We start from the raw sequence: 23,254 nt of genomic DNA, 5'->3' as shown, positions 1-23,254 counted from the left end.
GGCGGCCATAGCGCCGTGGAACCACCTGATCCCATGCCGAACTCAGAAGTGAAACGCGGTAGCGCCGATGGTAGTGTGGCATTCGCCATGCGAGAGTAGGACACTGCCAGGTACCCAACACGAAAACCCCGCTCATCGAGCGGGGTTTTTTATTGCCTGACATTCACGGCATCGTTCTATATCTGGTTGATTTACAACCTACCTCTGTCTTTATCGACCCTGATCTGCACAGGGCAGCACCATATTGACTACGCCGTCTTCCAGCTGGATATCGATCTGGAAACCCAGCCGTTTGGCCAGATTGATCATGCCGCGATTGCTGGGCATGGTCATGCCCGACAGCTGGCCAATGCCACGCTCTCTGGCGTAGCGCACTATCTTCTCCATCATCAGCTTGCCAAGCCCCAACCCCTTTAGGTCGGATCGCACCAGAATGGCAAATTCCGCATCAGACTGGTCCGGATTGGAGATGGCGCGCACCACCCCGAGTATCTGCTGACTGAAAGCCCCATCCTGCCCGACCGCGACGAAGGCCATCTCCCGGTCGTAATCGATTTGGGTCATGCGGGCCAGCTCTTCGTGCCCCAGCTCCCCCACGTCGGCGAAGAAGCGTTTGTATCTGTCTTCATCGGAAACCTTGAGCACGAACTGCTTGTGGGCCGGTTCGTCCTCCGGCCGGATCGGGCGCAGCAGGACATGGCTCTGATCTTTCAGCCAGGCGCCCTCCTCCAGTTCGGTGGGATAGGGACGGATGGCCAGTGGCAGCATCTGCTGGCCTTCTTCCATCAGGACGAGTCTGGCATCCAGGATCACCATCTCTTCGCCACAGGCCTGCAGTGGATGCAGGTCCAGCTCCTGGATTTCGGGGAAGGCCAGCAGCAGTTCTGACAGCTGGCACAAGACCTGGCCGAGGGCATCGATATCGAGTCGTACCGGGCTGGCCTGTTCGCGGATCTTGCCGCTTTTGAGGGCGCCGATGATCTGGTAGCGCGCCAGTGCCTGGTTGAGCGGCGGCAGGGCCGCTACCATCTCGTGGGGTTCGGCGCCGGACTCCCCGAGCAGGATGACGGGGCCGAACACGGGATCCTGCTGCAAGCGGATCCGCAGCTCCAGACCCCCGCTGCGGCGCGCCATGCGCTGCACCAGCAGGCCTTCTATTCGCGCCCCCGGATCGTGCTGACGAACCCGGTCCAGGATGGCATCCGCTGCCTGGGCCACTTCCGCCGAGGTGCGCAGATTCAGCATGACGCCGTGCACCTCTGACTTGTGGGCTATGTCAGGTGAGCGCAGCTTCACCGCCACTGGATAACCTATTTGCTCTGCGGTCAGCGCCGCTTCGATGGCATCGGAGACGATCCAGGTCGACAGGGTGGAGAGGCCTGCCGCCTGCATGATGGGTTGCGCCAGGTGGGTATCCAGTACCCGTTGCTTGCGATCCAGCGCCTGGCGGAGCAACTGCTGGCAGCGCTCGACGTCGAGTCTGTCCCCTTGCAGGGAGGCGGGGGTCTCCATCAACTGCTTCTGGTTGCGGCGATATTCCACCATGTGCATGAAGGCGGTGACGGCACTCTCCGGAGTACGGTAAGTGGGGATCCCCGCTTCATTGAACAGGCGACGACCCTCCTGGGCCGAGTATTCTCCCGCCCAGTTGGTCAGGATGTTGAAGCGCCTGGCCCTGGGGTGCTGCTTGAGGAAATCGATCAGACTGCTGGCCAGGGTCGCACCGCGAGCGGTGAGGGAGGGGGCATGGATCAGCAGGATGGCATCGGCCTTGTCCCCTTGCAGCAACTCGTCCAGCGCGGTTCGGTAGGCCTCCACATCGGCATCGCTGCCTATGTCCAGAGGGGGCATGGCCATCTTGCCGCCGCGCGCCAGCAGCACATCCGCGGCCATGTTGGCCAGACCGCGCCCGTTGGAGAGGATGGCGAGTCGCTCCCCCTTGAGGGTCAAGGAGTGGCTCAGGGTTTCGACGGTGGCAAACAGCTCGTGGGTGTCCCGTACCCGCAGCATGCCGGCCCGGCGGATGGCGGCGTCATAGACGTTGTCGAGGCCGTTGGCCGGATCGTGGCGGCCGCTCTTGAGCACCAGAATGGGCTTGTTGCGGGAGGCGGCGCGGGCGGCGGAGAGGAAGTGGCGGGCATCGTGCAGCTTGTCCATGTAGATCAGGATGGCGCGGGTCGTCCCGTCACGGGAGAGCTGATCCAGCAGCTGGCCGAAGTCGATGTCGCAGTGATCCCCAAGCGAAACGAAGGCCGAGAAGCCGATCTCTCGCTGCTTGGCCCAGTCGAGGATGGTGGTGCTGACTGCCGCCGACTGGGACAAAAAGGCCACCTGACCCGGGGTGGCGGCAATGGGGGAGAAGCTGGCGTTGATGCCCTGCCCCGGTAACAGCATGCCCATGCTGTTGGGGCCGAGCAGGCGGATGCCGTATTGCTGGCAGAGTTGCCTGAGCCGCTGGCGTTCGTCGCCGGAGAACTGGGCGGCCAGTATGATGGCCGCTCCGGTTCCTTTCTTGCCTAGCTCCTCGATGAGCGGTAGTACCCGTTCGTGCCGGGTGCAGACGATGGCAAGATCCGGAGAGAGAGGGAGGCTCTCGATATCGGGATAGGCGAGCACGCCGGCGACGGCCCGGCAGTGAGGGCTGACCGGCAGTATGGGGCCCTTGAACTGGCCCGCGAGCAGATGCCGGATGACCACATGCCCGGCCTTCTGGGGGTCACTGGAGGCACCGATGACGGCAATCGATTGGGGTTTGAAGAGCCGATCCAGGCCGCTTGGTTTCATGGGCACTCCTCATGGCGACCCTCAATGCGAGGGTGACGTATGGTGCCAGTCTAATACGCTTTGCGTGCGGGTTCTGTGACCGATTGCGGATCACGACCGAGCCAGGGCATTGGCACGCAGATAAAATCTCAGCTCACCCTGGATGCGCCGCACCGTGGCCAGGTGCCTGTCCTGCACATAGATCTCCTGCTCCCGATCGAGCGGGGTGCGCTGGACTCCGAGGCTCTGCAGGTACTCTGCGAACAGGATGGCGCTCTGGATTTCGACAAGATGCTTACTCACGGCATGATCCTCTGTGATAGATGGGTTTGCCGGCCAGTGTCCCCTCTTCTCCAGGGCTTTCATGCTGACACATTTGACACTCATCCATGCCCCGTCGCCAGCAGGATCAGCGGATGCCTCCCTGACCGCGGGCAGTGTCCCAGAAGGCGCGGATCAGCGGCTCTTCCAGCCGCTTCTTGAGCACGGCGATGCCGACATCGAACGGCTTGAGAGCGGGCTTGGGATCGACGATGCGTACCTTGTCCCCCATGGGACTGTGGTCGATCACGGCGGCAGGCACCAGGCCTACGCCGAAGCCGAGCGCCACCATGGCGACTATGCCCTCGTTGCCAGCCACCTCGGCATAGATGTTGGGGGCTATGCCCTTGTTGCGAAACCACTGGTCACAGCGTTTGCGGGCCAGCCCTTGCTCCGAGAGGATGAGCGGCAGCCGCTCCCAGTCCGGCTCCCCCTGCGAGAACCATTGGCTCGATTGCGGTGCGGCCCGGGGGGCGATAAACACCAGCGGCACCTGCTGCAGACTGGCAAACTCCAGCTTGGACGAGAGGGCATCCGGCCTGGCGGCGATGGCGAGATCGGCCTCGTCGGCCAGGATCTTGTCCACCGCCAGGGCGGGGTCGCCGGTCTCCAGCTTGATCTCCAGCTGGGGATAGCGGCGACGAAAGCGCTCCAGCACCTCGGGCAGCAGGAAGTAGCTGGCGGTGACCGAGCAGAAGACCCGCAGCCGGCCCTGCAACGGCTCGTCGCTGCGCCTGAGTTCCTGCTTGAGCCGCCGCCACTCCTGCAGCAGGCTGCCACCGAACTCCCGCAGCTTCTCTCCCGCCGGGGTGAGCCGCACGCTGCGGTTGTCCCGCTCGAACAGCACGCAGCCGGTCTCCTGCTCCAGTCGCTGGATGGCGCGGCTCAGGGTGGAGGGGCTGACCGCCATGGCATCGGCGCTCTTGCCGAAGTGGAGGGAGTCGGCGAGGTGGAGAAACAGCTCGAGATTGCGAAGGTCCATCTTTCAGCTCCTGGCGCGCATGTCTGCCCGATATTCATCGGCTGGCGGTTCGCTCTGGCCATATGGCGGGGCAACCTGCCGGTGGTTGTGAAGAGGTTAACGTTTCAATTACTGCAACGTACTGTTTCGAATATATCAGTTCAGGCAATAAGTGTCCCGCGCTATAGTGGTTTGGACAACGCCGCCATCCGGCATGGAATCAATCGAACGGAGCAATCACCATGGCTAACTATTTCAACACCTTGAACCTGCGTCAGCAGTTGGCCCAGCTGGGCAAGTGTCGTTTCATGCAGCGCGAGGAGTTCGCTGACGGCTGTGCGGCGCTCAAGGGCAAGAAGGTGGTGATTGTGGGCTGTGGCGCCCAGGGTCTGAACCAGGGCCTGAACATGCGTGACTCCGGGCTGGACATCTCCTACGCCCTGCGCAAGGCCGCTATCACCGAGAAGCGCGCCTCCTGGCAGAAGGCTACCGACAACGGCTTCGTCGTCGGTACCTATGAAGATCTGATCCCGACTGCGGATCTGGTGTTGAACCTGACTCCGGACAAGCAGCACTCCGACGTAGTCAAAACCGTTATGCCGCTGATGAAGCAGGGCGCCGCTCTGGGCTACTCCCACGGCTTCAACGTGGTGGAAGAGGGTCAGCAGATCCGTTCCGACATCACGGTCGTCATGGTGGCGCCCAAGTGCCCGGGTACCGAAGTGCGTGAAGAGTACAAGCGTGGTTTCGGTGTGCCGACCCTGATCGCCGTCCACCCGGAGAACGATCCCCAGGGTGAAGGTATGGCCATCGCCAAGGCGTGGGCCTCCGCCACCGGTGGCGACCGTGCCGGGGTGCTGGAATCCTCCTTCGTGGCGGAAGTGAAATCCGACCTGATGGGCGAGCAGACCATCCTGTGCGGCATGCTGCAGGCCGGTTCCCTGCTCTGCTACGACAAGCTGGTTGCCGAAGGCACCGATCCTGCCTACGCCGGCAAGCTGATCCAGTTCGGTTGGGAGACCATCACCGAGGCCCTGAAGCAGGGTGGCATCAGCCTGATGATGGACCGCCTCTCCAACCCGGCCAAACTGCGCGCCTTCGAACTGTCCGAGCAACTGCGCACCCTGATGCGTCCGCTGTTCGAGAAGCACATGGATGACATCATCGCAGGCGAGTTCTCCAGCGGTATGATGGCCGACTGGGCCGAAGACGATGCCAAGCTGTTCGGCTGGCGCGAAGAGACCGGCAAGTCTGCCTTCGAGAATGCCCCGGCTTATGCGGGCAAGATCGCCGAGCAGGAGTACTTCGACAACGGCGTGGTCATGGTGGCCATGGTCAAGGCGGGTGTCGAGCTGGCGTTCGAAACCATGGTGGCTTCCGGCATCTATGAAGAGTCCGCCTACTACGAATCCCTGCACGAGCTGCCGCTGATCGCCAACACCGTTGCTCGCAAGCGTCTGTACGAGATGAACGTGGTGATCTCCGATACCGCCGAGTACGGCAACTACCTGTTCGCCAACGCCGCCGTGCCCTTGCTGCGCGAGCACTTCATGCCGACCCTGCAAGCGGGGGACCTGGGCAGCGCCCGTGCCGAGAGCAAGGCCGTGGACAACCAGGCACTGCTGGCCGCGAACGAAGCGACCCGCAACCACCCCATCGAGAAGATCGGCCAGACCCTGCGCGGCTACATGAAAGACATGAAGCGTATCGCCGTCGGCGGTTAATGCCCCCTCATCCCCAGCCCTTCTCCCGTGGGGATAAGGGTGAAAAATAAAAAGCCCCGCTCATCGAGCGGGGCTTTTGCATTCAGGAAGGCAGGAGAACTCAGGCTTTCCAGGATTTCCAGGTATTGATCAGACCGTTGGTGGAGCTGTCGTGGCTGGTGACGGCGTCATTGCTGCCCAGCTCCGGCAGTATCTTGTTGGCCAGCTGTTTGCCCAGCTCCACGCCCCACTGGTCGAAGGAGAAGATGTTCCAGATTGCGCCCTGTACGAAGATCTTGTGCTCGTACATGGCGATCAGGGCACCCAGGGTCTTCGGGGTCAGGCTCTTGAACAGTATGCTGTTGGTCGGGCGGTTGCCTTCGAACACCTTGAACGGCACCAGCTCTTTAACTTGGTCGAGCGTCTTGCCGGCAGCCAGGAACTCGGCTTCGACCTGTTCCTTGTTCTTGCCGAAGGCCAGGGCCTCGGTCTGGGCGAAGAAGTTGGCCAGCAGTTTCGGGTGGTGGTCACCGATCGGGTTGTGGCTGATGGCCGGCGCCAGGAAGTCACAGGGGATCAGCTTGGTGCCCTGGTGGATCAGCTGGTAGAAGGCGTGCTGGCCGTTGGTGCCCGGCTCACCCCAGATGATGGGGCCGGTCTGGTAGTCAACCGGCTTGCCGTTGCGATCCACGTACTTGCCGTTGGATTCCATGTTGCCCTGCTGGAAGTAGGCAGGGAAGCGGTGCATGTACTGATCGTAGGGCAGGATGGCTTCGGACTCGGCACCGTGGAAGTTGTTGTACCAGAGGCCAATCAGCGCCAGCAGCACAGGCACGTTCTGCTCATAGGAGGCAGTGGCGAAGTGCATGTCCATCTCGAAGGCGCCTTGCAGCAGGGCCTCGAAGTTGTCGAAACCGACGGACAGGGCGATGGGCATGCCGATGGCAGACCAGGAAGAGTAGCGGCCGCCAACCCAGTCCCAGAACTCGAACATGTTGTTGGTGTCGATGCCGAACTCGGCCACGGCCTTGCCGTTGGTGGAGAGCGCGGCGAAGTGCTTGGCAACGTGGGCCTTGTCACCGGCGATGTCGATGAACCAGTCGCGGGCGGTCAGGGCGTTGGTCATGGTCTCCTGAGTGGTGAAGGTCTTGGAGGCCACCAGGAACAGGGTGGTTTCCGGATCGATCTTCTTCAGGGTCTCGGCGATGTGGGTGCCATCGACGTTGGAGACGAAGTGCATCTGCAGGTGGTTTTTGTAGGGGCGCAGCGCCTCGGTGATCATCACAGGACCCAGATCGGAACCACCGATGCCGATGTTGACCACGTGCTGGATCGCCTTGCCGGTGTAGCCTTTCCACTCGCCGGAGATGATCTTCTCGCAGAAGCCCTTCATCTTGGCCAGCACGGCGTTCACTTCCGGCATCACGTCCTTGCCGTCAACCTCGATGGGACGGTCGGAGCGGTTGCGCAGGGCCACGTGCAGCACCGAGCGGCCCTCGGTCATGTTGATCTTGTCGCCGTTGAACATGGCGTCGATGGCGCTGCGCAGATCGGTCTCCTTGGCCAGATCGATGAGCAGCTTGAGAGTCTCCTCGGTGATCAGGTTCTTGGAGTAGTCGACCAGGATGTCGCCTTGATAGGTGAGGGAGAACTTGTTGAAACGCTGGGGATCCTGGGCGAACAGATCTTTCAGCCGGGTCTCTTTATTCGCTGCAAAGTGGGCTTCCAGTGCCTGCCAGGCCTGGGTCTGGGTTGGATTGATGTTTTTCATAGGATTATCAGTCTTCCAAGTTGTGTTTGAACCTTGCAGGCAAGGCTCCCGCCAAACCTTATTATTCGAGCACTATACCGGGCCCATTATACCGGGCACATGGTGCGGCCCGTGTAACAGAGCTTTACCAATTGTCTGCATCGAAGGAGTTTACAACCAAAACGCTGCGATTATGAGTCAGCAGGGATCATGAGATCTTGCGTTGGCTCATGCTTCACCGGTCTCGTCAGGTTGAAAGGGGTTTCAATGTGGCAGGGGGGAGGCGGGGCCGGAGATGAGGTGAGGCGGCCGTCTTTCGAGCGGGTATTGGGCGGGGGTCAGGCCGCCCGGTGGCAGGCCTTTCCCCTGCCCCGGAAACGACGATGCCAGCCCTAAGGCTGGCATCGTGGCCATCATCGCTGGATTCAGGCCTGGGTCTTCTGCATGTGCATCACCATCTGGGGGAAGGGGATCTCGACGCCCTCGGCATCGAAGGCCAGTTTCACCTTCTCGTGGAAGTCGAACCAGACACCCCAGTAGTCGCCCGTCTTGACCCAGGGGCGCACCACTATGTTGACCGAGGAGTCGGCCAGGGCGGCGACGGCGATGACGGCTTCCGGAGCTTTCAGGATGCGTGGGTCCTCGTTCACCAGTCGCTCCAGGATCTGCTTGGCCTTGCGCAGGTCAGAGCCGTAGCCGATGCCGAAGGTCATGTCGACCCGGCGGGTATCCATGCGCGAGTAGTTGACTATGGTGCCGTTGAGGATGGCGGAGTTCGGTACCACCACCATCTTGTTGTCACCGGAGGTGAGGGTGGTGGTGAACAGCTGGACGGATTGCACCACGCCATTGGTACCCGCCACTTCGATGAACTCACCGGCCTTGATGGGGCGGAAGATGATCAGCAGGAAACCGGCGGCGAAGTTGGAGAGGGACCCCTGCAGCGCCAGACCTATGGCCAGACCGGCGGCACCTATGATGGCGACGAAGGAGGCGGTCTGCACCCCGACCCGGCCCAGGGCCGCTATTACTACGAACACCAGAATGGTGTACTTGAGAATGCTGCCGACGAAGTGGGTGACGGTGGCATCCAGCTTGCGGGTCTGCATCACTCTGACCACGCCACCGCTGAGAATATTGGCGGCGATGTAACCGACCAGCAGGGTGAGCAGGGCGGCAGCGATGTTGACCGCATACTCGATGATCAGCCCCTGGTTGTTGACCAGCCAGGTCTGCGCTTCGGTAATGATCTCGGGTTCCATAGGATGTCCTGTTGGTATTAAGGTTTATGGCGCATGAATCTAACACCGGAACGCGACAACCTGGGTCGCATCTGGTGCTTATTTTGTGTCATAAAACGCAGCCACAAACAACAAGGGAGGCCAAGGCCTCCCATTGTGTTCCAGTCCATCTGCGCCGGCATAAAACCGGCGGTGGGCTTGAGCTTGAACTCGGAGCTGACGCCTTGGTCGATCCGTGCCTCTGGCTACTCAGCTTTGCAGCAACTGGCTGCGCATAAACTGCCACTGATCTTCGAAGCCGGCGGTGGGCTTGAGCTTGAACTCGGAGCGGACGTGTTGGTTGATCCGACCTTCGGAATCAGCTTTGCAACAACTGGCTGCGCATAAACTGCCACTGATCCTCGAAGCCGGCGGTGGGCTTGAGCTTGAACTCGGAGCGGACGAACTGGCTGATGCGGCCCTCGGCATAGGCCAGCAACAGGTTGGCCAGCATGGTCTCATCGAGCTGGAAACCCTGGCCTTCCCGCAGCCGCTTCTCCCGCAGCGCCTGCTTGAGCTGGGTCTCCAGCTTGTCAAACAGGGCGCTGATGCGATCCCGCAGCCGATCGTGCTCGCCCAGCAGGGCATCGCCGTTGAGGATGCGGGTGATGCCGGGATTACGCTCGGCGAACACCAGCAGCAGCTGCAGTATATGGTGGCAGCGGGCCATGGTGTCCTTCTCTTCGGCCATGATCAGGTTGACCCGTGACAGCAGGGAATCCTCGATAAAGTCGATCAGCCCCTCGAACATCCGCGCCTTGCTCGGAAAGTGTCGATAGAGGGCCGCCTCGGACACACCCACCTCGGCCGCGAGGCGCGCCGTGGTGATGCGCTGGCCCGGACTGGTTTCCAGCATGTGGGCGAGTGCCTGCAGGATCTGATCGCGCCGACTCTGTTTCTGGTTACTGCTTGCCATGGATTCCCCTAAAAAAACAATGGCTTGATTCTGTTATTAGACACAGACCCCAGGGGGTTGTGTGGTCTTGTTATTGGCGACCAGAAGAACCAAACCCGCCTTCACCCCGTTCACTCTGATTGAATTCGTCGACCAGCTGGAAGCTGGCCTGCACCACGGGCAGGATCACCAGCTGGGCGATGCGTTCGCCTGGTTGCATGGTGAAGCTGTCGTTGCCGCGATTCCAGACCGAGACCATCAGCTGGCCCTGGTAGTCGGAGTCGATGAGGCCGACCAGGTTGCCGAGCACTATGCCGTGCTTATGACCCAGGCCGGAGCGGGGCAGGATGGTGGCGCACAGACCCGGATCCTGAATGTGGATGGCGAGCCCGGTCGGCACTAGCGTGGTGTCGCCCGGAGCCAGCGTGATCGGTGCATCCAGCAGGGCGCGCAGATCCATGCCGGCGGAACCCGGAGTGGCGTAGGCAGGCAGCGGGAAGTCGGTGCCGATGCGGGCATCCAGGATTTTCAGTTCAATTTGTGTCGTCATGAATCGTTTTTCAATTGGATCGCCCGGGGGCGATCGAGTGGTTCAGTGGGCGCCCTTGGGTCGCCCAGCATGTTGTCAATGCGATACCGATCGCCGTGAGTCCGTCGCCAGTGGTAATGGCCCGGGGCTCAGGGTCGATAGTGGCGTGCAATCAGGGCGACAAGATGACGAGCCAGCGTCAGCTTGTCGGCCAGGGGCAGGGCGGCCTGACCCCCTTGCCAGAAGACGGTCAGGGCGTTGTCATCGGCATTGAAGCCTTGACCCGCGCGGGACACGTCGTTGGCGGCGATCATGTCCAGCCGCTTACGTCGCAGTTTGTCGAGGGCGTATTGTTCCACATCCACGGTTTCGGCGGCAAATCCGACGGTGAAGGGCTTGTCTGACAGTGCCCCCACGGCGGCGATGATGTCGGGGTTCTTGACCAGGGTCAGCGCCATCTGGTCGTTGTCACCCGTCTTCTTGATCTTCTGGCTGGCGACCTGGGCCGGGCGATAGTCCGCCACGGCGGCGCAGCCGATAAAGAGATCGCACTCATGAACCCGGCTCATCACCGCCTGGTGCATCTGCTCCGCGCTCTCCACATCGACTCTTGTCACCCCTTGCGGGGTGGCCAGGGCGACCGGGCCGCTCACCAGCGTCACTTCGGCACCCGCCTCGCGGGCGGCGCGGGCGATGGCGTAACCCATCTTGCCGGAGCTGTGGTTGCTGATGTAGCGCACCGGATCCAGCGCCTCGCGGGTCGGCCCGGCGGTGAGCAGCAGTTTGACCCCCGCCAGCAATGGCTCGGCAGTCAGCTGCTGGCAGCAGCGCTCCACCAGATCCAGGGGATCCAGCATCCGGCCGGGGCCCACGTCACCGCAGGCCTGGCTGCCGGAATCCGGCCCCCACAGCAGGATGCCGCGGCTGGCCAGGGTCTTGAGATTGGCCTGGGTGGCGGCGTTGCGATACATCTGCTGGTTCATGGCCGGTGCCAGCGCCACGGTTGCCGGGGTGGCTAGGCAGAGGGTGGTCAGCAGTTCGTCCGCCATGCCGGCGGCCATGCGTGCCATCAGGTTGGCGCTGGCGGGCGCGATCAGCACCAGATCCGCCCACTTTGCCAGCTCGATATGGCCCATGCCCGCCTCGGCGGCCGGGTCCAGCAGGCTGTCGGCGACCGGGTGGCCGGAGACGGCCTGCAGGGTCAGGGGAGTGATGAACTCCTTGGCGGAGCGGGTCATCACCACCCTTACCTCGGCACCCTGATCTTTCAGGCGGCGTACCAGCTCGGCACTCTTGTAGGCGGCGATCCCGCCACTGACACCCAACAGGATGCGTTTATCGGCCAATCTCATCTGCTGCTTCTCTTTCGGCTCACTCTGACTGGTCGGCTAAGATAGCACAGGCGATGGACGACGACAGAGGCTGACATGGGGGAGTTGTGGTCGGGCTCCCGCGATTTTTTGCTATGTTTTCTCTCAATAGCCATGGGGGAGAGACAAATGAGCATCAAGGAGTGGCCGGAAGATGAGCGCCCCCGGGAGAAGCTGTTGCGCCGTGGGGCGGGGGTGCTGTCCGATGCGGAATTGCTGGCGATCTTCCTGCGCACCGGGGTCAGCGGCCTGAGCGCGGTGGATCTGTCCCGCCAGCTGTTGCAGCAGTTCGGATCCCTGCGGGCGCTGCTCGGAGCCGGGCAACAGGATTTTTGCGGCGCTCACGGGCTGGGGCCGGCCAAATATGCCCAGTTGCAGGCGGTGCTGGAGATGGGCAGACGGCATCTTGCCGAGCAGTTGCAACGGGGGGAGGCCCTCACCTCGCCCCAGCTGACTCGGGAGTATTTGCAGGCTCAACTGCGGGACAGGCCACGGGAGGTGTTTGCGCTGTTATTGCTCGATAACCAGCACAGAGTGATTCAATTTGTTGAACTTTTCTACGGCACCCTGGATTCGGCGAGCGTCTGGCCCAGGGAAATCGTGCAGATCGCGCTCAAACATAATGCAGCCGCCGTGATTCTGGCGCATAATCACCCGTCCGGCGTAGCCGAGCCCAGTCGGGCCGACCGCCAGATCACGGATCGGATCCTGGCCGCCCTGGCCTTGGTCGATATCAGAGTGCTGGATCACTTGGTGATCGGTGACGGTATCACGGTTTCTTTCGCAGAGCGTGGTTGGTTATGACTGGGCTCTGGCACTGTATTAGTTGATCTTTGATCACGGATGCTGTATAAAATGCCGCCTTCTGTTTGCCCCGCAATCGAAGGCCAGCGGGGCAGATATTTGCTCGAGCAATGAAGTAAGATTTGGAGAGACTGACATGTCTAGAGTATGCCAAGTAACCGGCAAGCGCCCGGCAGTTGGTAACAACCGTTCGCACGCTAACAACGCTACCAAGCGTCGTTTCCTGCCGAACCTGCACACTCACCGTTTTTGGGTTGAGAGTGAAAAACGCTTCGTAAGCCTGCGCGTATCCGCAAAAGGCATGCGTATCATCGACAAGCGCGGCGTTGAAGTGGTTCTGGCTGAACTGCGTGCCAGCGGCGTTAAGGTATAAGGAATTAGATCATGGCTAAAGGTATTCGCGATAAGATTCGCCTGAACTCCAGCGCCGGTACTGGTCACTTCTATACCACTACCAAGAACAAGCGCACCATGCCCGAAAAAATGGAGATCAAGAAATTTGATCCCGTTATTCGTCAGCATGTGATCTACAAGGAAGGCAAAATCAAGTAATCACTTGATGCTGCATTCCCAAAAAACCCGGCTTAGTGCCGGGTTTTTTTATGGCTGGAATTCAGTACACTGCCGCTTCAAAGGGAGGCTTGCCATGTTCAAATTGAGCCGTAAAGGCTGGAATAACGTGATCATAGTGGCGGTGCTGATAGTGATCACCCTGCTGCACCGGCTGGAGCAGGCCCAGCAGGAGAACAGCGCCCAGCGGTCCCGTCCCCTGCTGTCCGAATCTGCCGTGGTGTTGACCTGGCAGGGGCCGAGCTGGCAGATAGAGCGGATCGGCCAGGGCTGGCGCAGCGGGCCGGATCTGGGGCTCAGCAGCGCCCAGCTGGCCGCCCGCATCGAGACATGGCAAGGCTGGCTGCTGCCCCCGGGCGGGGCCGTGCGCGGCACCCCGGTGACCCTCAAGATATGGGTCGCCGGCCAGAGCGATCCGGTTGAGGTGGGGCTCTATCAGGACGACGGCAAGTTTGCCGCCCTGCTGCCCCCTTCGACCTGGCTCAGCCTGAGCCAGGAGCAGTACCGCGACCTGCTGCGTCCCACCCCCTGAACCCTGCCGTGAGCGAGAGGCCTGTCTATGCCTGAATTACCGGAAGTCGAAGTCAGCCGCCAGGGGATCTCTCCCTGGCTCACCGGCATCAAGGTGACCCGTGTGGTGGTGCGGGATGGCCGACTGCGCTGGCCGGTGCCTGGGGAGATCCAGGAGCTGGTGGATCTCGTCATCCACAGGGTCAGCCGCCGCGCCAAATACCTGCTGCTGGAGACCGATTTTGGCACCGCCATCCTGCACCTTGGCATGTCCGGCAGCCTGCGGGTGCTGGACATAGGCACCCCGGCCGAGAAGCACGATCACGTGGACATAGAGCTCGCCAACGGCAAGCTGCTGCGACTCAACGATCCGCGTCGTTTCGGTGCCCTGCTGTGGACCCGTGAACCCGCCGAGGCGCACGCCCTGCTCGCCAAGCTGGGGCCCGAGCCGCTCACCGAGGCCTTCAGCGCCGACTATCTGCGGGCGCGAGCCAAGGGGCGCAGCACCGCCATCAAGCAGTTCCTGATGGACAACCATGTGGTGGTCGGGGTGGGCAACATCTACGCCAACGAGGCGCTCTATGCCGCCGGCATTCATCCCAAGCGGGCGGCGGGCAACATCAGTGGCGAGCGGCTGGGGACCCTGGTGGCGGAGATCAAGCGGGTGCTGGCCGAGGCCATTCGCCAGGGGGGCACCACCCTCAAGGACTTCACCAGTGCCGACGGCAAACCGGGCTATTTCGTGCAGCAGTTGCAGGTCTATGGCCGGGGCGGCCAGCCCTGTTTCCACTGCCATACCCTGCTGACCGAGGTGAGGATGGGCCAGAGAACCACTGTGTTCTGCTCCCACTGCCAACGCTGAATTGCCGTTTTTTGGGCCATAACCGGCCAAGTTGTAAGAGAGTATTGCCAGTCTGTTGATGCCGCTTTCGTCCATGACTACTATCTCGCCAGTTCAGGCTGCGAGGTAATAAAAATGACAGCAGAATCAATAGACTGGGATCATCTGTCCCGGCAGGGGCACTATTGCGCCCAAAAAATGGCCCGCTTCCTCTATCCCGATGACAGCGCCCGCAAGACCTTCAATCGCGCCAAGTTCGTGCTGCGCAGCCTGCTCTATCGGCAGCAGATGAGCCGGGTGTTCGAGCTGTTTCAGGCCGAACCGCTCAAGGCCCTGCCTGCACACTATCCCGAGCTGCTCGACAAGCCGATGCGACCCTATCGGTTTGCCGGCTCCACCGCGACCCAGCGGGCCGAGATGCTGGAAAACCACTATCGACTGCTGCTGGCCCGTTATCCCGAGCTGATAGACCCGCTCTATCTGGACGAGGGCATTGAGCTTGGCCAGTATCCCCAGAGTGGATGTCGCATAGTGCTGCGCCACGATGGTACCTTCCGTCGTGAGGCCGAGCTGGCGCTCTCCATCGTCGATCAACAGGGCAAGCGCCTCTATAGTTGTGCCTTCTCGCTGGCGGGTACCCCCGGCAAGCTGTCGCTGGTGATCGGCTCGGTACAGGGGCCGGAACCCTGCGTCGAACAGGCACAGGACAAGGTTCGAGCCCTGACCAAGGAGGGCCATGGTTTGCGGCCCAAGTCGCTGGTGGTAATGCTGGTGATGCAGCTGGCCGAGGCGATGGGGGCCGAGCATATCTCGGCGGTGCGGATGAAGGCACACATCTACCAGGCCAAGCGTTACAGCAAGAAGAAAAAAGCCTGCCTGCAGGCGGATTATGACGAGCTGTGGCAGGAGTTCGGTGCCCTGGATCAGGATGCCAACTTCGTGCGGTTGCAGCCCGCGGTGCGCAAGCCGCTGGAAGAGGTGGCGGCCAAGAAGCGCGCCATGTACCGGCGTCGCTACGCCTGGCTGGACGAGCTGACGCTCAATTGTCAGCAGGCGCTGAACCGCGCGCCGGACTGACGGCAGGGGCGGGAGACAGGGGCCGCATCAGTTGCCCCGACAAACAGGCTACCCTCGGGTAGCCTGTTTGCTTGTTACTTGCCTTGCTTGGCGGCAATCGCCTTGGCGACGATCGGGTCGACAAACTGGCGGATATCACCGCCATGCAGGGCGACCTCCTTCACCAGGGTCGAGGAGATGAAGGAGTTTTCTTCGGCAGGGGTGAGAAATACGCTCTCCAGCTCCGGCATCAGGCGGCGGTTCATGTTGGCCAGCTGAAATTCGTATTCGAAGTCGGAGACGGCCCGCAAGCCACGGATCAGCACGTTGGCTTGTTGCTCTTTGGCAAAGTCCACCAACAGGCCGGAGAAGCCCACCACCTTGACGTTGGGCAGGTGGGCCGTCACTTGCCGGGCAAGCAGGACACGTTCTGCCAGATCGAACAAGGGGCGCTTGCTCGGGCTGTTGGCTACCCCGACGACCACTTCATCAAACAGCCTAGCGGCACGACCTATCAGGTCGGTATGGCCGTTGGTGATGGGGTCGAAGGTGCCGGGATAAATTACCTTGTTGGTCATGCTCTTGATTCCTGCAACCTGGAAATTTGGTCGCATTATAGGGTCTGTTGATGTTTTGTCGCGACCGGGACGACGTCCGTTTTGTGCGGAACCTGGCGTGAGAGGCCCGGTTTGGTCGTCCAAATCAGTATCGTCTGGTGTCTTCGCTTGAGAATAGCTGTGCATCAGGCAAGAATACCCGCACCGCGCATCAAGCCTCCTTGCATTGGTGACAGGGAGCAAAGGGATTTTTTATGAAACGTATTCTGGTAGTACGCAACGACAAGATTGGTGACTTCATGCTGGCATGGCCGAGTTTTGCCATGCTCAAGCGCTCCATGGATTGTCATGTGACTGCCCTGGTTCCTGCCTACACGGCGCCGCTGGCCCGCCTCTGTCCCTGGATAGACGAGATCATCCTGGATCCGGGTGCCCGGGCCGACAAGGAACAGCAACGGGCCTTGCTGGCCCGCATCAAGGCGGCCGCCTTCGATGCCTCCATCTGCCTCTTCTCCAACACCCGTAACGCCAAGCTGGTGTGGAAGGCGCACATTCCCTACCGGCTGGCCCCGGCCACCAAGCTGGCCCAGGTGCTCTACAACCAGCGGCTGGTGCAGCGCCGTTCCCGCTCCCAGAAGCCGGAGTACGAGTACAACCTGGATCTGGTGCGCCGCTTCCTGGCCGACCAGCAACTGAGCGTGGTGGAGCCACAGGGCCCCTACCTCAGCTTTGACCCCCAGAGCCTGCAGCTGGTGCGCGAACAGGTTGCAACCAGATTGAAGCTGGATGCCAGTCGCCCCTGGCTGATGGTACACGCCGGCAGCGGTGGTTCGGCCAACAACCTCTCCATCGAGCAGTACTCGCGCCTCATCATCAAGCTCAATCAGGCATGCCCGGAATTGCAGTGCATCCTGACGGCAGGGCCGGGGGAGGAGAAGATCGCCGAGCAGCTGGCGGCAGAATTGCTGGCCCACGGCGGCAATGGCTGGATCTATCGCTCCGACGAGGGGCTGCCCAAGTTCTGTCAGGTGATGGCCAACGCGGCCCTGTTTGTGGCGGGCAGTACCGGGCCGCTGCACATAGCGGCGGCGCTGGACGTGCCCACCATAGGTTTCTTCCCGGCGCACCGCTCGGCCACCCCGCTGCGCTGGCGTCCGCTCAACAGCGAGGGGCGTCACCTGGCGTTCAGCCCGCCGGAAGACAGCGATCACCCGGAAGACATGAGCCAGCTCGATCCCAAGGCAATGGCGGCGGCGATAGCTCGCTGGGCACCGTCCTTCTGGCGAACAGAGAGCTGACAGATGCAAACAGGGCCCTTTCGGGCCCTGTTTCGTCATGCTGGCTTGAGCGGCTGCGCAATTAGTTAGCTGCCGGTCTGGTCCGGTGCTTGCGGCTGCTGGCGGATCCAGAGGTCTGCGTACTTCGCGAAAGTGGAGTGGGCCGAGAGGATCGCGAGCAAGAGCCCCTGCTTGCCATCGAGGAAGCCGGCCTTGAGCAGATACATCTTGAGGAAACAGCCCACGGCATGGACCAGTCCCTGGCCGAGGGAGCCCTTCTTGCCACGGGCGGTGCGCTGATCGGCCCAGGCTCTGGCATAGCCGGCGGACTTCACCAGATAGTGCTCCAGATCCCGGTAGGTGTAGTGGAGCAGGTCGCCATGCAGGTTGACGATCTTCATGTTGGCGCGCACCTCCACCTTCTCGTGCACCAGCGCCTCGTTGTAGCCGGTGAGCTCCCTGGGATAGAGGCGCAGCACCCGATCCGGATACCAGCCGCTGTGGCGGATGAAACGACCAAACACCCAGGAGAGGCGTGGGATGGAGTAGATGGTGTCGCTGGCCGGATTGGCCATGACGGTGGCGATGGCCGCTTTCAGCTCGGGAGTGAGCCGCTCGTCCGCATCCAGCCACAGTACCCACTCTGACTGGACATGGGACTGGGCGAGGCGGCGCTGGCGGCCGAAACCGGGCCACACCGTATTGACGAAGAAACGGGCGCCGAATTCGGCGGCGATGGCGGGGGTCTCGTCCTGGCTGCCGGAGTCCAGAATGACGATCTCGTCCACCAGACCGTCGAGTGAGGCGAGGCAGGCTTTCAGGTTGTCGGCTTCGTTCTTGACGATCAGGACGGCCGCCAGAGTCGGTTTTTTCACGGGTTGAAGGCTCTTGTTGGCGCCCGGCTGGCGGGGCATGCTCAAATTGGCGCCCATTCTAGCCTAAAACGGCTGGCGGAGCATGGTTCCGGCGCCTATGGTGCATCAGTTTCAAATGGCTTCTTTTTTGGTGTGAGAGCGGGTGGTACGGGGATCTTCTGTTATTTCTCGGGCCATTCTTGGGGCATAATCTCGGCCAGTAATGATTAACCGCAGGGCTTGGCCCCAAGAGAAGCGTGAGATGAAAATATTGGTGATCGGCCCCTCCTGGGTCGGCGACATGGTGATGTCCCAGAGCCTCTACAAGGCGATCAAGACCAATCACCCTGACAGCGAGTTGCATGTGATGGCGCCAGCCTGGTGTGGTGCCCTGCTGGAGCGGATGCCCGAAGTGGACAAGGCTGTCCCCATGCCGCTCGGCCACGGTGACTTCAAGCTGGGGGCCCGCCGTCGGCTCGGCAAGCAACTGGCGGCCGAGAAGTACGATCAGGCGATCATCCAGCCCAACTCCATGAAGTCGGCGCTGATCCCCTGGTTCGCCAGGATCCCGGTGCGCACCGGCTGGAAGGGGGAGCACCGCTTCGGCCTGCTTAATGACATGCGCAGCAACAAGTCCGCCTTCCCGCTGATGGTGGAAGCCTATCTGGCGCTGGCCTATCCCAAGGCACAGATGAAGAGCCGGAGCGACATTCCGTCCATTCCCCATCCGTCCCTGCACGTGGATCTCGTCAACCAGGACAAGGCGCTGGAGCGGCTCGGCCTGAATCGCGCCCGCCCCGTGCTGGTGCTCTGCCCGGGGGCCGAGTTCGGCCCGGCCAAGCGCTGGCCCGAGGGGCACTACGCCGTGGTGGCCCAGAAGCATCTGGATGAAGGCTGGCAGGTGTGGATCTTCGGCTCCGGCAAGGATGTGGAGGTGGCCAACACCATACGGGACCGGATCAATCCCCTGTCGCGCCCCAACTGCCACGTGCTGGCGGGCAAGACCAGCCTGCACGAGGCGATCGATCTCATGGCCCTGGCCGGTCGGGTCATCGCCAACGATTCGGGCCTGATGCACGTCGCCGCCGCCCTCAACCGGCCGCTGATCGGCGTCTACGGCTCCACCTCGCCGCTCTACACGCCGCCCCTGGCGGACAGGGTCGAGATAGTGCACACCGACATCGAATGCCGCCCCTGCTTCAAGCGCACCTGCAAGTTTGGCCACCTCAAGTGCCTGATCGAGCTGATGCCGGAGCAGGTCATCGAGGCGGGCAAGCGACTGGAGCGCAGCGAGTCGGAAGATCTGGTGATCGCGCTGCAACCGGTGGCGGGCCCCGCGACCGGCGGCGAAGGCCAGTAGCATGATCTATCGGCTGCTCTACAACCTGCTGATCCACCTGGGCCTGCCGCTGGCGCTGCTGGCGCTATACAAGCCCAAAAAAGGCAAGCCCGGCTTCGGCAAGCGCTGGGCCGAGCACCTGGGGCGGGCACCTGCCACCGGGCAGGAGGCGCCACTCTGGATCCATGCGGTGAGCGTGGGGGAGACGCTGGCCATCAGCCCCTTCATCCGCGCCCTCAAGGCGGAGCAGCCCTCCTTGCCCATACTGCTCACCACCACCACCCGCACCGGCGCCGAGCAGGCGGCCAAGCTCGGGGATCTGGTGGTGCATCGCTATGCGCCCCTGGACTACCCCTGGGCGGTCTCGGCGTTTCTGGCCACCTTCAAGCCCCGCGCCCTCTGGGTGATGGAAACCGAGCTGTGGCCGAACTGGCTGGCAGCCTGCGAGGCGCGCCACCTGCCGGTGACCATACTCAATGCCCGGCTCTCCGAGCGATCCTGCCAGCGCTATGCCCGCTTCCTGGGCGCCTTCGATGCCCTCAGCCGTCCGCTGACCCACCTGCTATGCCAGCACCAGGACGATGCGGATCGCTTCCATCGTCTGGGCATAGGCCGCGAGCGGCTGGCGGTGACCGGCTCCATCAAGTTCGACATCCAGTTTGGCGACGAGGTGCAGGCCCGGGGCCGCGCCCTGCGCCAGCAGCTTGGGCAGGATCGGCCGGTCTGGATCGCCGCCAGCACCCATCAGGGAGAAGACGAGCAGGTGCTGGCCGCCTTCGATCGGGTGCTCAAGGTACATCCGTCTGCCTTGCTTATCCTGGTGCCGCGCCACCCCGAGCGTTTTGCCCGGGTGGCCGAGTTGTGCGCCCCCTACGGCTGCGTGCTGCGCACGGCGGGCAGTGCGGTCGGCGAGAGCGACAAAATCTACCTGGGCGATACCATGGGCGAGTTGCCGCTGATGCTGGCGGCCGCCGATCTGGCATTCGTCGGCGGCAGCCTGGTGAAGATTGGTGGCCACAACCTGCTGGAGCCGGCGGCGCTCGGCAAACCCTGCCTGACCGGCCCCGCCTACTTCAACTTCAGCGACATCACCCGCCAGCTGGTGGCTCAGGGGGGCGCCGCCGTGGTGGCGGATGCCGATGCCCTGGGCGACAAGGTGATTACGCTGCTCGGCGATGCGGGCGCCCGCCGCCAGATGGGGGAGCAGGCTCGTGCCGTGGTGCTGCGCAACCAGGGGGCGCTGGCGCGCACCCTGTCCCACTGCCTCGCCGCACTGGAAAACGACTAGTGCGGGTGGCCCTGGTGGGTCACCCCGTGCCCGCTCATAGTCCCGCCTGATCCCGGGGCAGGGGCAAACGCCGCAGGCAATCCGGCCTGCTTTCCTTTATGCTCTGCCCTTTGCCTTGACCCTGTGATGCCCCGATGAACCGCGCTCCCCTGCTGCTGATGATACTGGTCACCCTGCTGGCCGCCGCTGGCTGGCTCTTCTCGAAAGAGGCTATTCGCGAACTGCCCACTGCCGCCTTTATCGGCAGCCGTTTCCTGCTGGCCGCCCTGCTGCTGTTGCCACTGGCCTGGCTGCGCGAGCCGCCCCCCAGCCGTTCGCAACTGCTGCGCGCCGCCGGGTGCGGCACCCTGCTCGGGGCCAGCCTGCTGTTCTGGGTCACCGCCATCAGCCAGAGCGATGCGCTCGGCAGTGGCGCCTTCATCATGAGCGTGGCCACCCTGATGGCGCCGCTCGCCGCCTGGGCCGCCTTCAAGGCCAGACCAGGCCGCCACTACTGGCTCACCCTGCCCGTCGCCGTGGCCGGCCTGCTGCTGCTCTCCAGCAGCACCCACTGGGGCGTGTCCCTGTCCCTGTTCTGGTTTCTGGCGGCCGCCGCCACCCTGGGGGTCCAGCTCGCGGTGCACCGCCACTTCGCCCAGTCCATTCCCCCGACCTGGCTCACCTGCATCCAGTTGGCGGTGACCGGCCTGCTCGGCACCCTGCTCTCCCTGCTGACAGAGCAGTGGCCCGCCGGCATCAGCTCTGGCATCTGGGGCTGGTTTGCCGCCAGCGTCCTGATCGCCACCACCCTGCGTTACTGGCTGCTCACCCACGCCCTGAGCCGGATGACCACGGCCCACGCCGCCCTGCTGATGCTGCTGGAACCCGTCTGGACCCTTACCTTAAGCACCCTCTTCTATGACGAGCCGCTGGGCCCTGCCAAGCTGACCGGCGCCGGCCTGGTGCTGGGTGCCCTGGTGCTCTACCAGCTCCCCCTGCTGCTGCGAAGCCGCAAGCTGAGAGCGCCCGTCTGAGCGCCGGCGCCGTGCCGGTACGATATAAAGAGTGAAGAGACGAAAAGAGGGCCTGCGATTGCAGGCCCTTCTGTTGCATTAAGGATGCGGGGCGCGCGGCTCAATCCAGCCTGGCCGCCAGCCACTCCAATCCTTGATTGCCGAAGGTAAACAGCTGGTCGCTATACCCCTGGCCAATCACACTACGGATGATCTCGGGGTCGATATTGAGATAGTCGTGCACCAGCGCGTTGCGAAGGCCAATGATCTTGCGCCAGCCGCTCAGCGTGTCGGGAGACAGCTCGCCACGCTGGGCAAGGATCTCGAATGCCTGATAGGCATCTTGCGGGGTATGGCCCGCCAGCGCTCTGGCCCAGTGTTTGGCCACACCGATACAGGCTTCGATAGAAACTTGCAGGGTGCGCTCGGCGGCGCGGTACTCCAGATTGGAAAGCGCACGCTGCGCCAGAATAGCCCGGATCTCTGACAGCTCGGCCTGATAGCGCGACAGGCTGAGGCGCAAAGCGCCGATATAGGCGTTATCGCTCATCTCTACTCCTCTGATTGATGCTTGCTGATATCGGTCTGGCGATGGGAATAATCAAGTTCCATCTGCGACATGATCCGCGCCTCCTCCTGCAAGCGTCGTCCCTCATCACGGCGATAGAGAGGGCGATTGGCATCGACCACGGCAAAGGCCAACGGAATGGGGGCCTGATTGATATCGACGACCGAGAGTGCCCCGTCCGCCAATCCCAGGGCTCGTTGCCACTCCTGCGCCAGCAGCTCTGGCCGCAACCGGTTCTCCAGTGCAACGCCCAGGGGGCCACTCTGTTTGACCGGATCGAAGGCCACCGCCAGATCCCAGTCGCTGGTGGGGCCCGCCGTCCCCTTGGCGCGGGAGCCGTAAAGCCAAAGCACCTGCACCTGGGGGCTGCTGCTGGCGAGGCGGATCAACTGTTCGAGCATGTCGCTATCGGATGTCATATCGGGCGCAGCCATCGGTCAATAAAGGGGGTTGGCATCTTGGTGATGATACAAGTGATGGCCGCACGTCAGCAACGCAGGGGACAATATACGCTCCGCATTGCGCCGGGTTGGTGCCTTGCGGTTGGCCATGTCGCGCCAAGGTGGCGATGCAATTCACGTTGTTCATTAACCCCTGCGGTTCTTGCGCGGCTTGGCGGCGGCCCGCTCGGCCTGGATGCGTGCCAGCAGGGCGGCGGCGCTGTTGTTGCCACTGATAAGGTCCGGGTTGGCGGCGCGCCAGTCGGCGGTCAACTCGCCACGAAACGCCTTGGCCAGAATGGCCTGGGTCAGCTTATCGACCCGCTCCTTGGCCGCCTTGGTCTGCTGTTCGATGGTATCGGCATAGGCAAACAGTTGTTCCACCCGACGGACGATTTCGGTTTGTGTCTCAATTGATGGCAGAGATATTCGAATCGACATAATATGTTTAGAACCAACATTTCCTTGATTTACCCCCCAGGGTGAGAGCGTGAACATTTTGTTAAATTTCACCCAGTTTTTTGAGACCCGCATTGAGTACCGTTTCCAGATATTCACTGCTCATTCCTGCGATTTTTTGCTTCCG

The 23,254-nt window shown here is 62.3% G+C and carries 25 protein-coding genes and 1 rRNA gene; 12 read left to right on the top strand and 14 right to left on the bottom strand.

The window, feature by feature from the left end; all coding sequences use genetic code 11:
• Positions 1–112: ribosomal RNA gene (rrf, locus tag ACB030_RS19765) — 5S ribosomal RNA — on the top strand; the annotation flags it as partial.
• Positions 113–210: 98 nt separating this feature from the next.
• Here the strand turns inward: rrf and ACB030_RS19760 are convergent.
• From ACB030_RS19760 to ilvY, 3 genes are all read right to left on the bottom strand, one after another.
• On the bottom strand, positions 211–2,784 hold the full coding sequence (locus ACB030_RS19760; protein ID WP_371162160.1) for a GNAT family N-acetyltransferase: 2,574 nt from the start codon (positions 2,782–2,784) through the stop codon (positions 211–213).
• Positions 2,785–2,874: 90 nt separating this feature from the next.
• On the bottom strand, positions 2,875–3,066 hold the full coding sequence (locus tag ACB030_RS19755) for a hypothetical protein (protein WP_371162158.1): 192 nt from the start codon (positions 3,064–3,066) through the stop codon (positions 2,875–2,877).
• A 106-nt stretch (positions 3,067–3,172) separates the two neighbouring features.
• Positions 3,173–4,066 (bottom strand): HTH-type transcriptional activator IlvY, encoded by an 894-nt coding sequence (gene ilvY / locus ACB030_RS19750; protein WP_371162156.1) that lies wholly within the window; start codon positions 4,064–4,066, stop codon positions 3,173–3,175.
• 221 nt (positions 4,067–4,287) lie between these two features.
• On the opposite strand from ilvY, the gene ilvC reads away from it, so the two are divergent.
• Positions 4,288–5,769: a ketol-acid reductoisomerase gene (gene ilvC, locus ACB030_RS19745; protein WP_371162154.1), complete on the top strand. Its 1,482-nt coding sequence runs from the start codon at positions 4,288–4,290 to the stop codon at positions 5,767–5,769.
• Between the two features lie 100 nt (positions 5,770–5,869).
• Here the strand turns inward: ilvC and pgi are convergent, their stop codons facing one another.
• The 6 genes from pgi to coaBC form a co-directional block, all read right to left on the bottom strand.
• On the bottom strand, positions 5,870–7,519 hold the full coding sequence (pgi, locus tag ACB030_RS19740; RefSeq protein ID WP_371162152.1) for a glucose-6-phosphate isomerase: 1,650 nt from the start codon (positions 7,517–7,519) through the stop codon (positions 5,870–5,872).
• 404 nt (positions 7,520–7,923) lie between these two features.
• Positions 7,924–8,760 (bottom strand): mechanosensitive ion channel domain-containing protein, encoded by an 837-nt coding sequence (locus ACB030_RS19735; protein WP_371162150.1) that lies wholly within the window; start codon positions 8,758–8,760, stop codon positions 7,924–7,926.
• A 228-nt stretch (positions 8,761–8,988) separates the two neighbouring features.
• Positions 8,989–9,084: a hypothetical protein gene (locus ACB030_RS19730; protein WP_371162166.1), complete on the bottom strand. Its 96-nt coding sequence runs from the start codon at positions 9,082–9,084 to the stop codon at positions 8,989–8,991.
• 13 nt (positions 9,085–9,097) lie between these two features.
• Complete coding sequence (slmA, locus tag ACB030_RS19725; protein WP_005323760.1) at positions 9,098–9,694, bottom strand: nucleoid occlusion factor SlmA; 597 nt, start codon at positions 9,692–9,694, stop codon at positions 9,098–9,100.
• A gap of 70 nt (positions 9,695–9,764) precedes the next feature.
• Positions 9,765–10,223, bottom strand: coding sequence for a dUTP diphosphatase (dut, locus tag ACB030_RS19720; protein ID WP_025328776.1), 459 nt, complete (start codon positions 10,221–10,223; stop codon positions 9,765–9,767).
• 128 nt (positions 10,224–10,351) lie between these two features.
• A complete protein-coding gene (gene coaBC, locus ACB030_RS19715) occupies positions 10,352–11,554 on the bottom strand; it encodes a bifunctional phosphopantothenoylcysteine decarboxylase/phosphopantothenate--cysteine ligase CoaBC (RefSeq protein WP_371162147.1) in 1,203 nt (400 codons plus the stop codon).
• A 147-nt stretch (positions 11,555–11,701) separates the two neighbouring features.
• Between coaBC and radC the strand changes: the two genes are divergently transcribed.
• From radC to ACB030_RS19685, 6 genes are all read left to right on the top strand, one after another.
• Complete coding sequence (radC, locus tag ACB030_RS19710; protein ID WP_205643252.1) at positions 11,702–12,376, top strand: DNA repair protein RadC; 675 nt, start codon at positions 11,702–11,704, stop codon at positions 12,374–12,376.
• 136 nt (positions 12,377–12,512) lie between these two features.
• The gene (rpmB, locus tag ACB030_RS19705; protein ID WP_005307492.1) at positions 12,513–12,749 is read left to right on the top strand and encodes a 50S ribosomal protein L28; all 237 of its coding nucleotides are present in this window, start codon (positions 12,513–12,515) and stop codon (positions 12,747–12,749) included.
• A gap of 11 nt (positions 12,750–12,760) precedes the next feature.
• Entirely contained in the window at positions 12,761–12,928 is a 168-nt protein-coding gene (gene rpmG, locus ACB030_RS19700) for a 50S ribosomal protein L33 (protein ID WP_005323752.1), read from the top strand.
• A 94-nt stretch (positions 12,929–13,022) separates the two neighbouring features.
• Complete coding sequence (locus ACB030_RS19695) at positions 13,023–13,478, top strand: hypothetical protein (protein ID WP_371162144.1); 456 nt, start codon at positions 13,023–13,025, stop codon at positions 13,476–13,478.
• A gap of 27 nt (positions 13,479–13,505) precedes the next feature.
• Positions 13,506–14,318, top strand: coding sequence for a bifunctional DNA-formamidopyrimidine glycosylase/DNA-(apurinic or apyrimidinic site) lyase (mutM, locus tag ACB030_RS19690; RefSeq protein ID WP_168236059.1), 813 nt, complete (start codon positions 13,506–13,508; stop codon positions 14,316–14,318).
• A 177-nt stretch (positions 14,319–14,495) separates the two neighbouring features.
• On the top strand, positions 14,496–15,374 hold the full coding sequence (locus ACB030_RS19685; RefSeq protein ID WP_371162164.1) for a VirK/YbjX family protein: 879 nt from the start codon (positions 14,496–14,498) through the stop codon (positions 15,372–15,374).
• A gap of 74 nt (positions 15,375–15,448) precedes the next feature.
• Here the strand turns inward: ACB030_RS19685 and coaD are convergent, their stop codons facing one another.
• Positions 15,449–15,931, bottom strand: a complete 483-nt coding sequence (coaD, locus tag ACB030_RS19680; RefSeq protein WP_005321264.1) for a pantetheine-phosphate adenylyltransferase — start codon at positions 15,929–15,931, stop codon at positions 15,449–15,451.
• A 233-nt stretch (positions 15,932–16,164) separates the two neighbouring features.
• Here coaD and ACB030_RS19675 point away from each other — a divergent pair, with 233 nt between their 5' ends.
• Complete coding sequence (locus ACB030_RS19675; RefSeq protein WP_371162141.1) at positions 16,165–17,208, top strand: glycosyltransferase family 9 protein; 1,044 nt, start codon at positions 16,165–16,167, stop codon at positions 17,206–17,208.
• Between the two features lie 65 nt (positions 17,209–17,273).
• Here ACB030_RS19675 and ACB030_RS19670 read toward each other — a convergent pair whose 3' ends face one another.
• Complete coding sequence (locus ACB030_RS19670) at positions 17,274–18,062, bottom strand: glycosyltransferase family 2 protein (protein WP_371162139.1); 789 nt, start codon at positions 18,060–18,062, stop codon at positions 17,274–17,276.
• 241 nt (positions 18,063–18,303) lie between these two features.
• Between ACB030_RS19670 and waaF the strand changes: the two genes are divergently transcribed.
• The 3 genes from waaF to ACB030_RS19655 all read left to right on the top strand — a co-directional run bounded on the left by waaF (position 18,304) and on the right by ACB030_RS19655 (position 21,681).
• On the top strand, positions 18,304–19,401 hold the full coding sequence (waaF, locus tag ACB030_RS19665; protein WP_371162137.1) for a lipopolysaccharide heptosyltransferase II: 1,098 nt from the start codon (positions 18,304–18,306) through the stop codon (positions 19,399–19,401).
• Position 19,402: 1 nt separating this feature from the next.
• Positions 19,403–20,668, top strand: coding sequence for a lipid IV(A) 3-deoxy-D-manno-octulosonic acid transferase (waaA, locus tag ACB030_RS19660; protein WP_371162135.1), 1,266 nt, complete (start codon positions 19,403–19,405; stop codon positions 20,666–20,668).
• A gap of 134 nt (positions 20,669–20,802) precedes the next feature.
• Entirely contained in the window at positions 20,803–21,681 is an 879-nt protein-coding gene (locus ACB030_RS19655; RefSeq protein WP_371162133.1) for a DMT family transporter, read from the top strand.
• Positions 21,682–21,781: 100 nt separating this feature from the next.
• On the opposite strand, the gene ACB030_RS19650 is transcribed toward ACB030_RS19655, so the two are convergent.
• The 3 genes from ACB030_RS19650 to ACB030_RS19640 all read right to left on the bottom strand — a co-directional run bounded on the left by ACB030_RS19650 (position 21,782) and on the right by ACB030_RS19640 (position 23,166).
• Positions 21,782–22,210: a DUF86 domain-containing protein gene (locus ACB030_RS19650; protein WP_371162131.1), complete on the bottom strand. Its 429-nt coding sequence runs from the start codon at positions 22,208–22,210 to the stop codon at positions 21,782–21,784.
• 2 nt (positions 22,211–22,212) lie between these two features.
• Positions 22,213–22,647: a nucleotidyltransferase domain-containing protein gene (locus ACB030_RS19645; RefSeq protein WP_371162129.1), complete on the bottom strand. Its 435-nt coding sequence runs from the start codon at positions 22,645–22,647 to the stop codon at positions 22,213–22,215.
• A gap of 168 nt (positions 22,648–22,815) precedes the next feature.
• Positions 22,816–23,166 (bottom strand): restriction endonuclease subunit S, encoded by a 351-nt coding sequence (locus tag ACB030_RS19640; RefSeq protein ID WP_371162162.1) that lies wholly within the window; start codon positions 23,164–23,166, stop codon positions 22,816–22,818.
• Between the last annotated feature and the right edge of the window lie 88 nt (positions 23,167–23,254).

It is taken from the genome of Aeromonas sp. S16(2024), from assembly GCF_041403065.1.
Taxonomy (GTDB): domain Bacteria; phylum Pseudomonadota; class Gammaproteobacteria; order Enterobacterales; family Aeromonadaceae; genus Aeromonas.
The sequence above is the reverse complement of the archived record's forward strand: the minus strand, read 5'-3'. Positions and strand labels throughout refer to the sequence as shown.

What these genes read in the sequence shown, in the direction of transcription:
- radC (WP_205643252.1), top strand. Translation starts at nt 11,702, where the DNA reads ATGAGCATCAAGGAGTGGCCGGAAGATGAGCGCCCCCGGGAGAAGCTG.
- ACB030_RS19735 (WP_371162150.1), bottom strand. Translation starts at nt 8,760, where the DNA reads ATGGAACCCGAGATCATTACCGAAGCGCAGACCTGGCTGGTCAACAAC.
- ACB030_RS19650 (WP_371162131.1), bottom strand. Translation starts at nt 22,210, where the DNA reads ATGAGCGATAACGCCTATATCGGCGCTTTGCGCCTCAGCCTGTCGCGC.
- ilvC (WP_371162154.1), top strand. Translation starts at nt 4,288, where the DNA reads ATGGCTAACTATTTCAACACCTTGAACCTGCGTCAGCAGTTGGCCCAG.
- ACB030_RS19675 (WP_371162141.1), top strand. Translation starts at nt 16,165, where the DNA reads ATGAAACGTATTCTGGTAGTACGCAACGACAAGATTGGTGACTTCATG.
- ACB030_RS19640 (WP_371162162.1), bottom strand. Translation starts at nt 23,166, where the DNA reads ATGTTCACGCTCTCACCCTGGGGGGTAAATCAAGGAAATGTTGGTTCT.
- mutM (WP_168236059.1), top strand. Translation starts at nt 13,506, where the DNA reads ATGCCTGAATTACCGGAAGTCGAAGTCAGCCGCCAGGGGATCTCTCCC.
- rpmG (WP_005323752.1), top strand. Translation starts at nt 12,761, where the DNA reads ATGGCTAAAGGTATTCGCGATAAGATTCGCCTGAACTCCAGCGCCGGT.
- waaF (WP_371162137.1), top strand. Translation starts at nt 18,304, where the DNA reads ATGAAAATATTGGTGATCGGCCCCTCCTGGGTCGGCGACATGGTGATG.
- ACB030_RS19760 (WP_371162160.1), bottom strand. Translation starts at nt 2,784, where the DNA reads ATGAAACCAAGCGGCCTGGATCGGCTCTTCAAACCCCAATCGATTGCC.
- ACB030_RS19695 (WP_371162144.1), top strand. Translation starts at nt 13,023, where the DNA reads ATGTTCAAATTGAGCCGTAAAGGCTGGAATAACGTGATCATAGTGGCG.
- pgi (WP_371162152.1), bottom strand. Translation starts at nt 7,519, where the DNA reads ATGAAAAACATCAATCCAACCCAGACCCAGGCCTGGCAGGCACTGGAA.
- ilvY (WP_371162156.1), bottom strand. Translation starts at nt 4,066, where the DNA reads ATGGACCTTCGCAATCTCGAGCTGTTTCTCCACCTCGCCGACTCCCTC.
- rpmB (WP_005307492.1), top strand. Translation starts at nt 12,513, where the DNA reads ATGTCTAGAGTATGCCAAGTAACCGGCAAGCGCCCGGCAGTTGGTAAC.
- slmA (WP_005323760.1), bottom strand. Translation starts at nt 9,694, where the DNA reads ATGGCAAGCAGTAACCAGAAACAGAGTCGGCGCGATCAGATCCTGCAG.
- coaD (WP_005321264.1), bottom strand. Translation starts at nt 15,931, where the DNA reads ATGACCAACAAGGTAATTTATCCCGGCACCTTCGACCCCATCACCAAC.
- ACB030_RS19655 (WP_371162133.1), top strand. Translation starts at nt 20,803, where the DNA reads ATGAACCGCGCTCCCCTGCTGCTGATGATACTGGTCACCCTGCTGGCC.
- dut (WP_025328776.1), bottom strand. Translation starts at nt 10,223, where the DNA reads ATGACGACACAAATTGAACTGAAAATCCTGGATGCCCGCATCGGCACC.
- coaBC (WP_371162147.1), bottom strand. Translation starts at nt 11,554, where the DNA reads ATGAGATTGGCCGATAAACGCATCCTGTTGGGTGTCAGTGGCGGGATC.
- ACB030_RS19685 (WP_371162164.1), top strand. Translation starts at nt 14,496, where the DNA reads ATGGCCCGCTTCCTCTATCCCGATGACAGCGCCCGCAAGACCTTCAAT.
- ACB030_RS19645 (WP_371162129.1), bottom strand. Translation starts at nt 22,647, where the DNA reads ATGACATCCGATAGCGACATGCTCGAACAGTTGATCCGCCTCGCCAGC.
- waaA (WP_371162135.1), top strand. Translation starts at nt 19,403, where the DNA reads ATGATCTATCGGCTGCTCTACAACCTGCTGATCCACCTGGGCCTGCCG.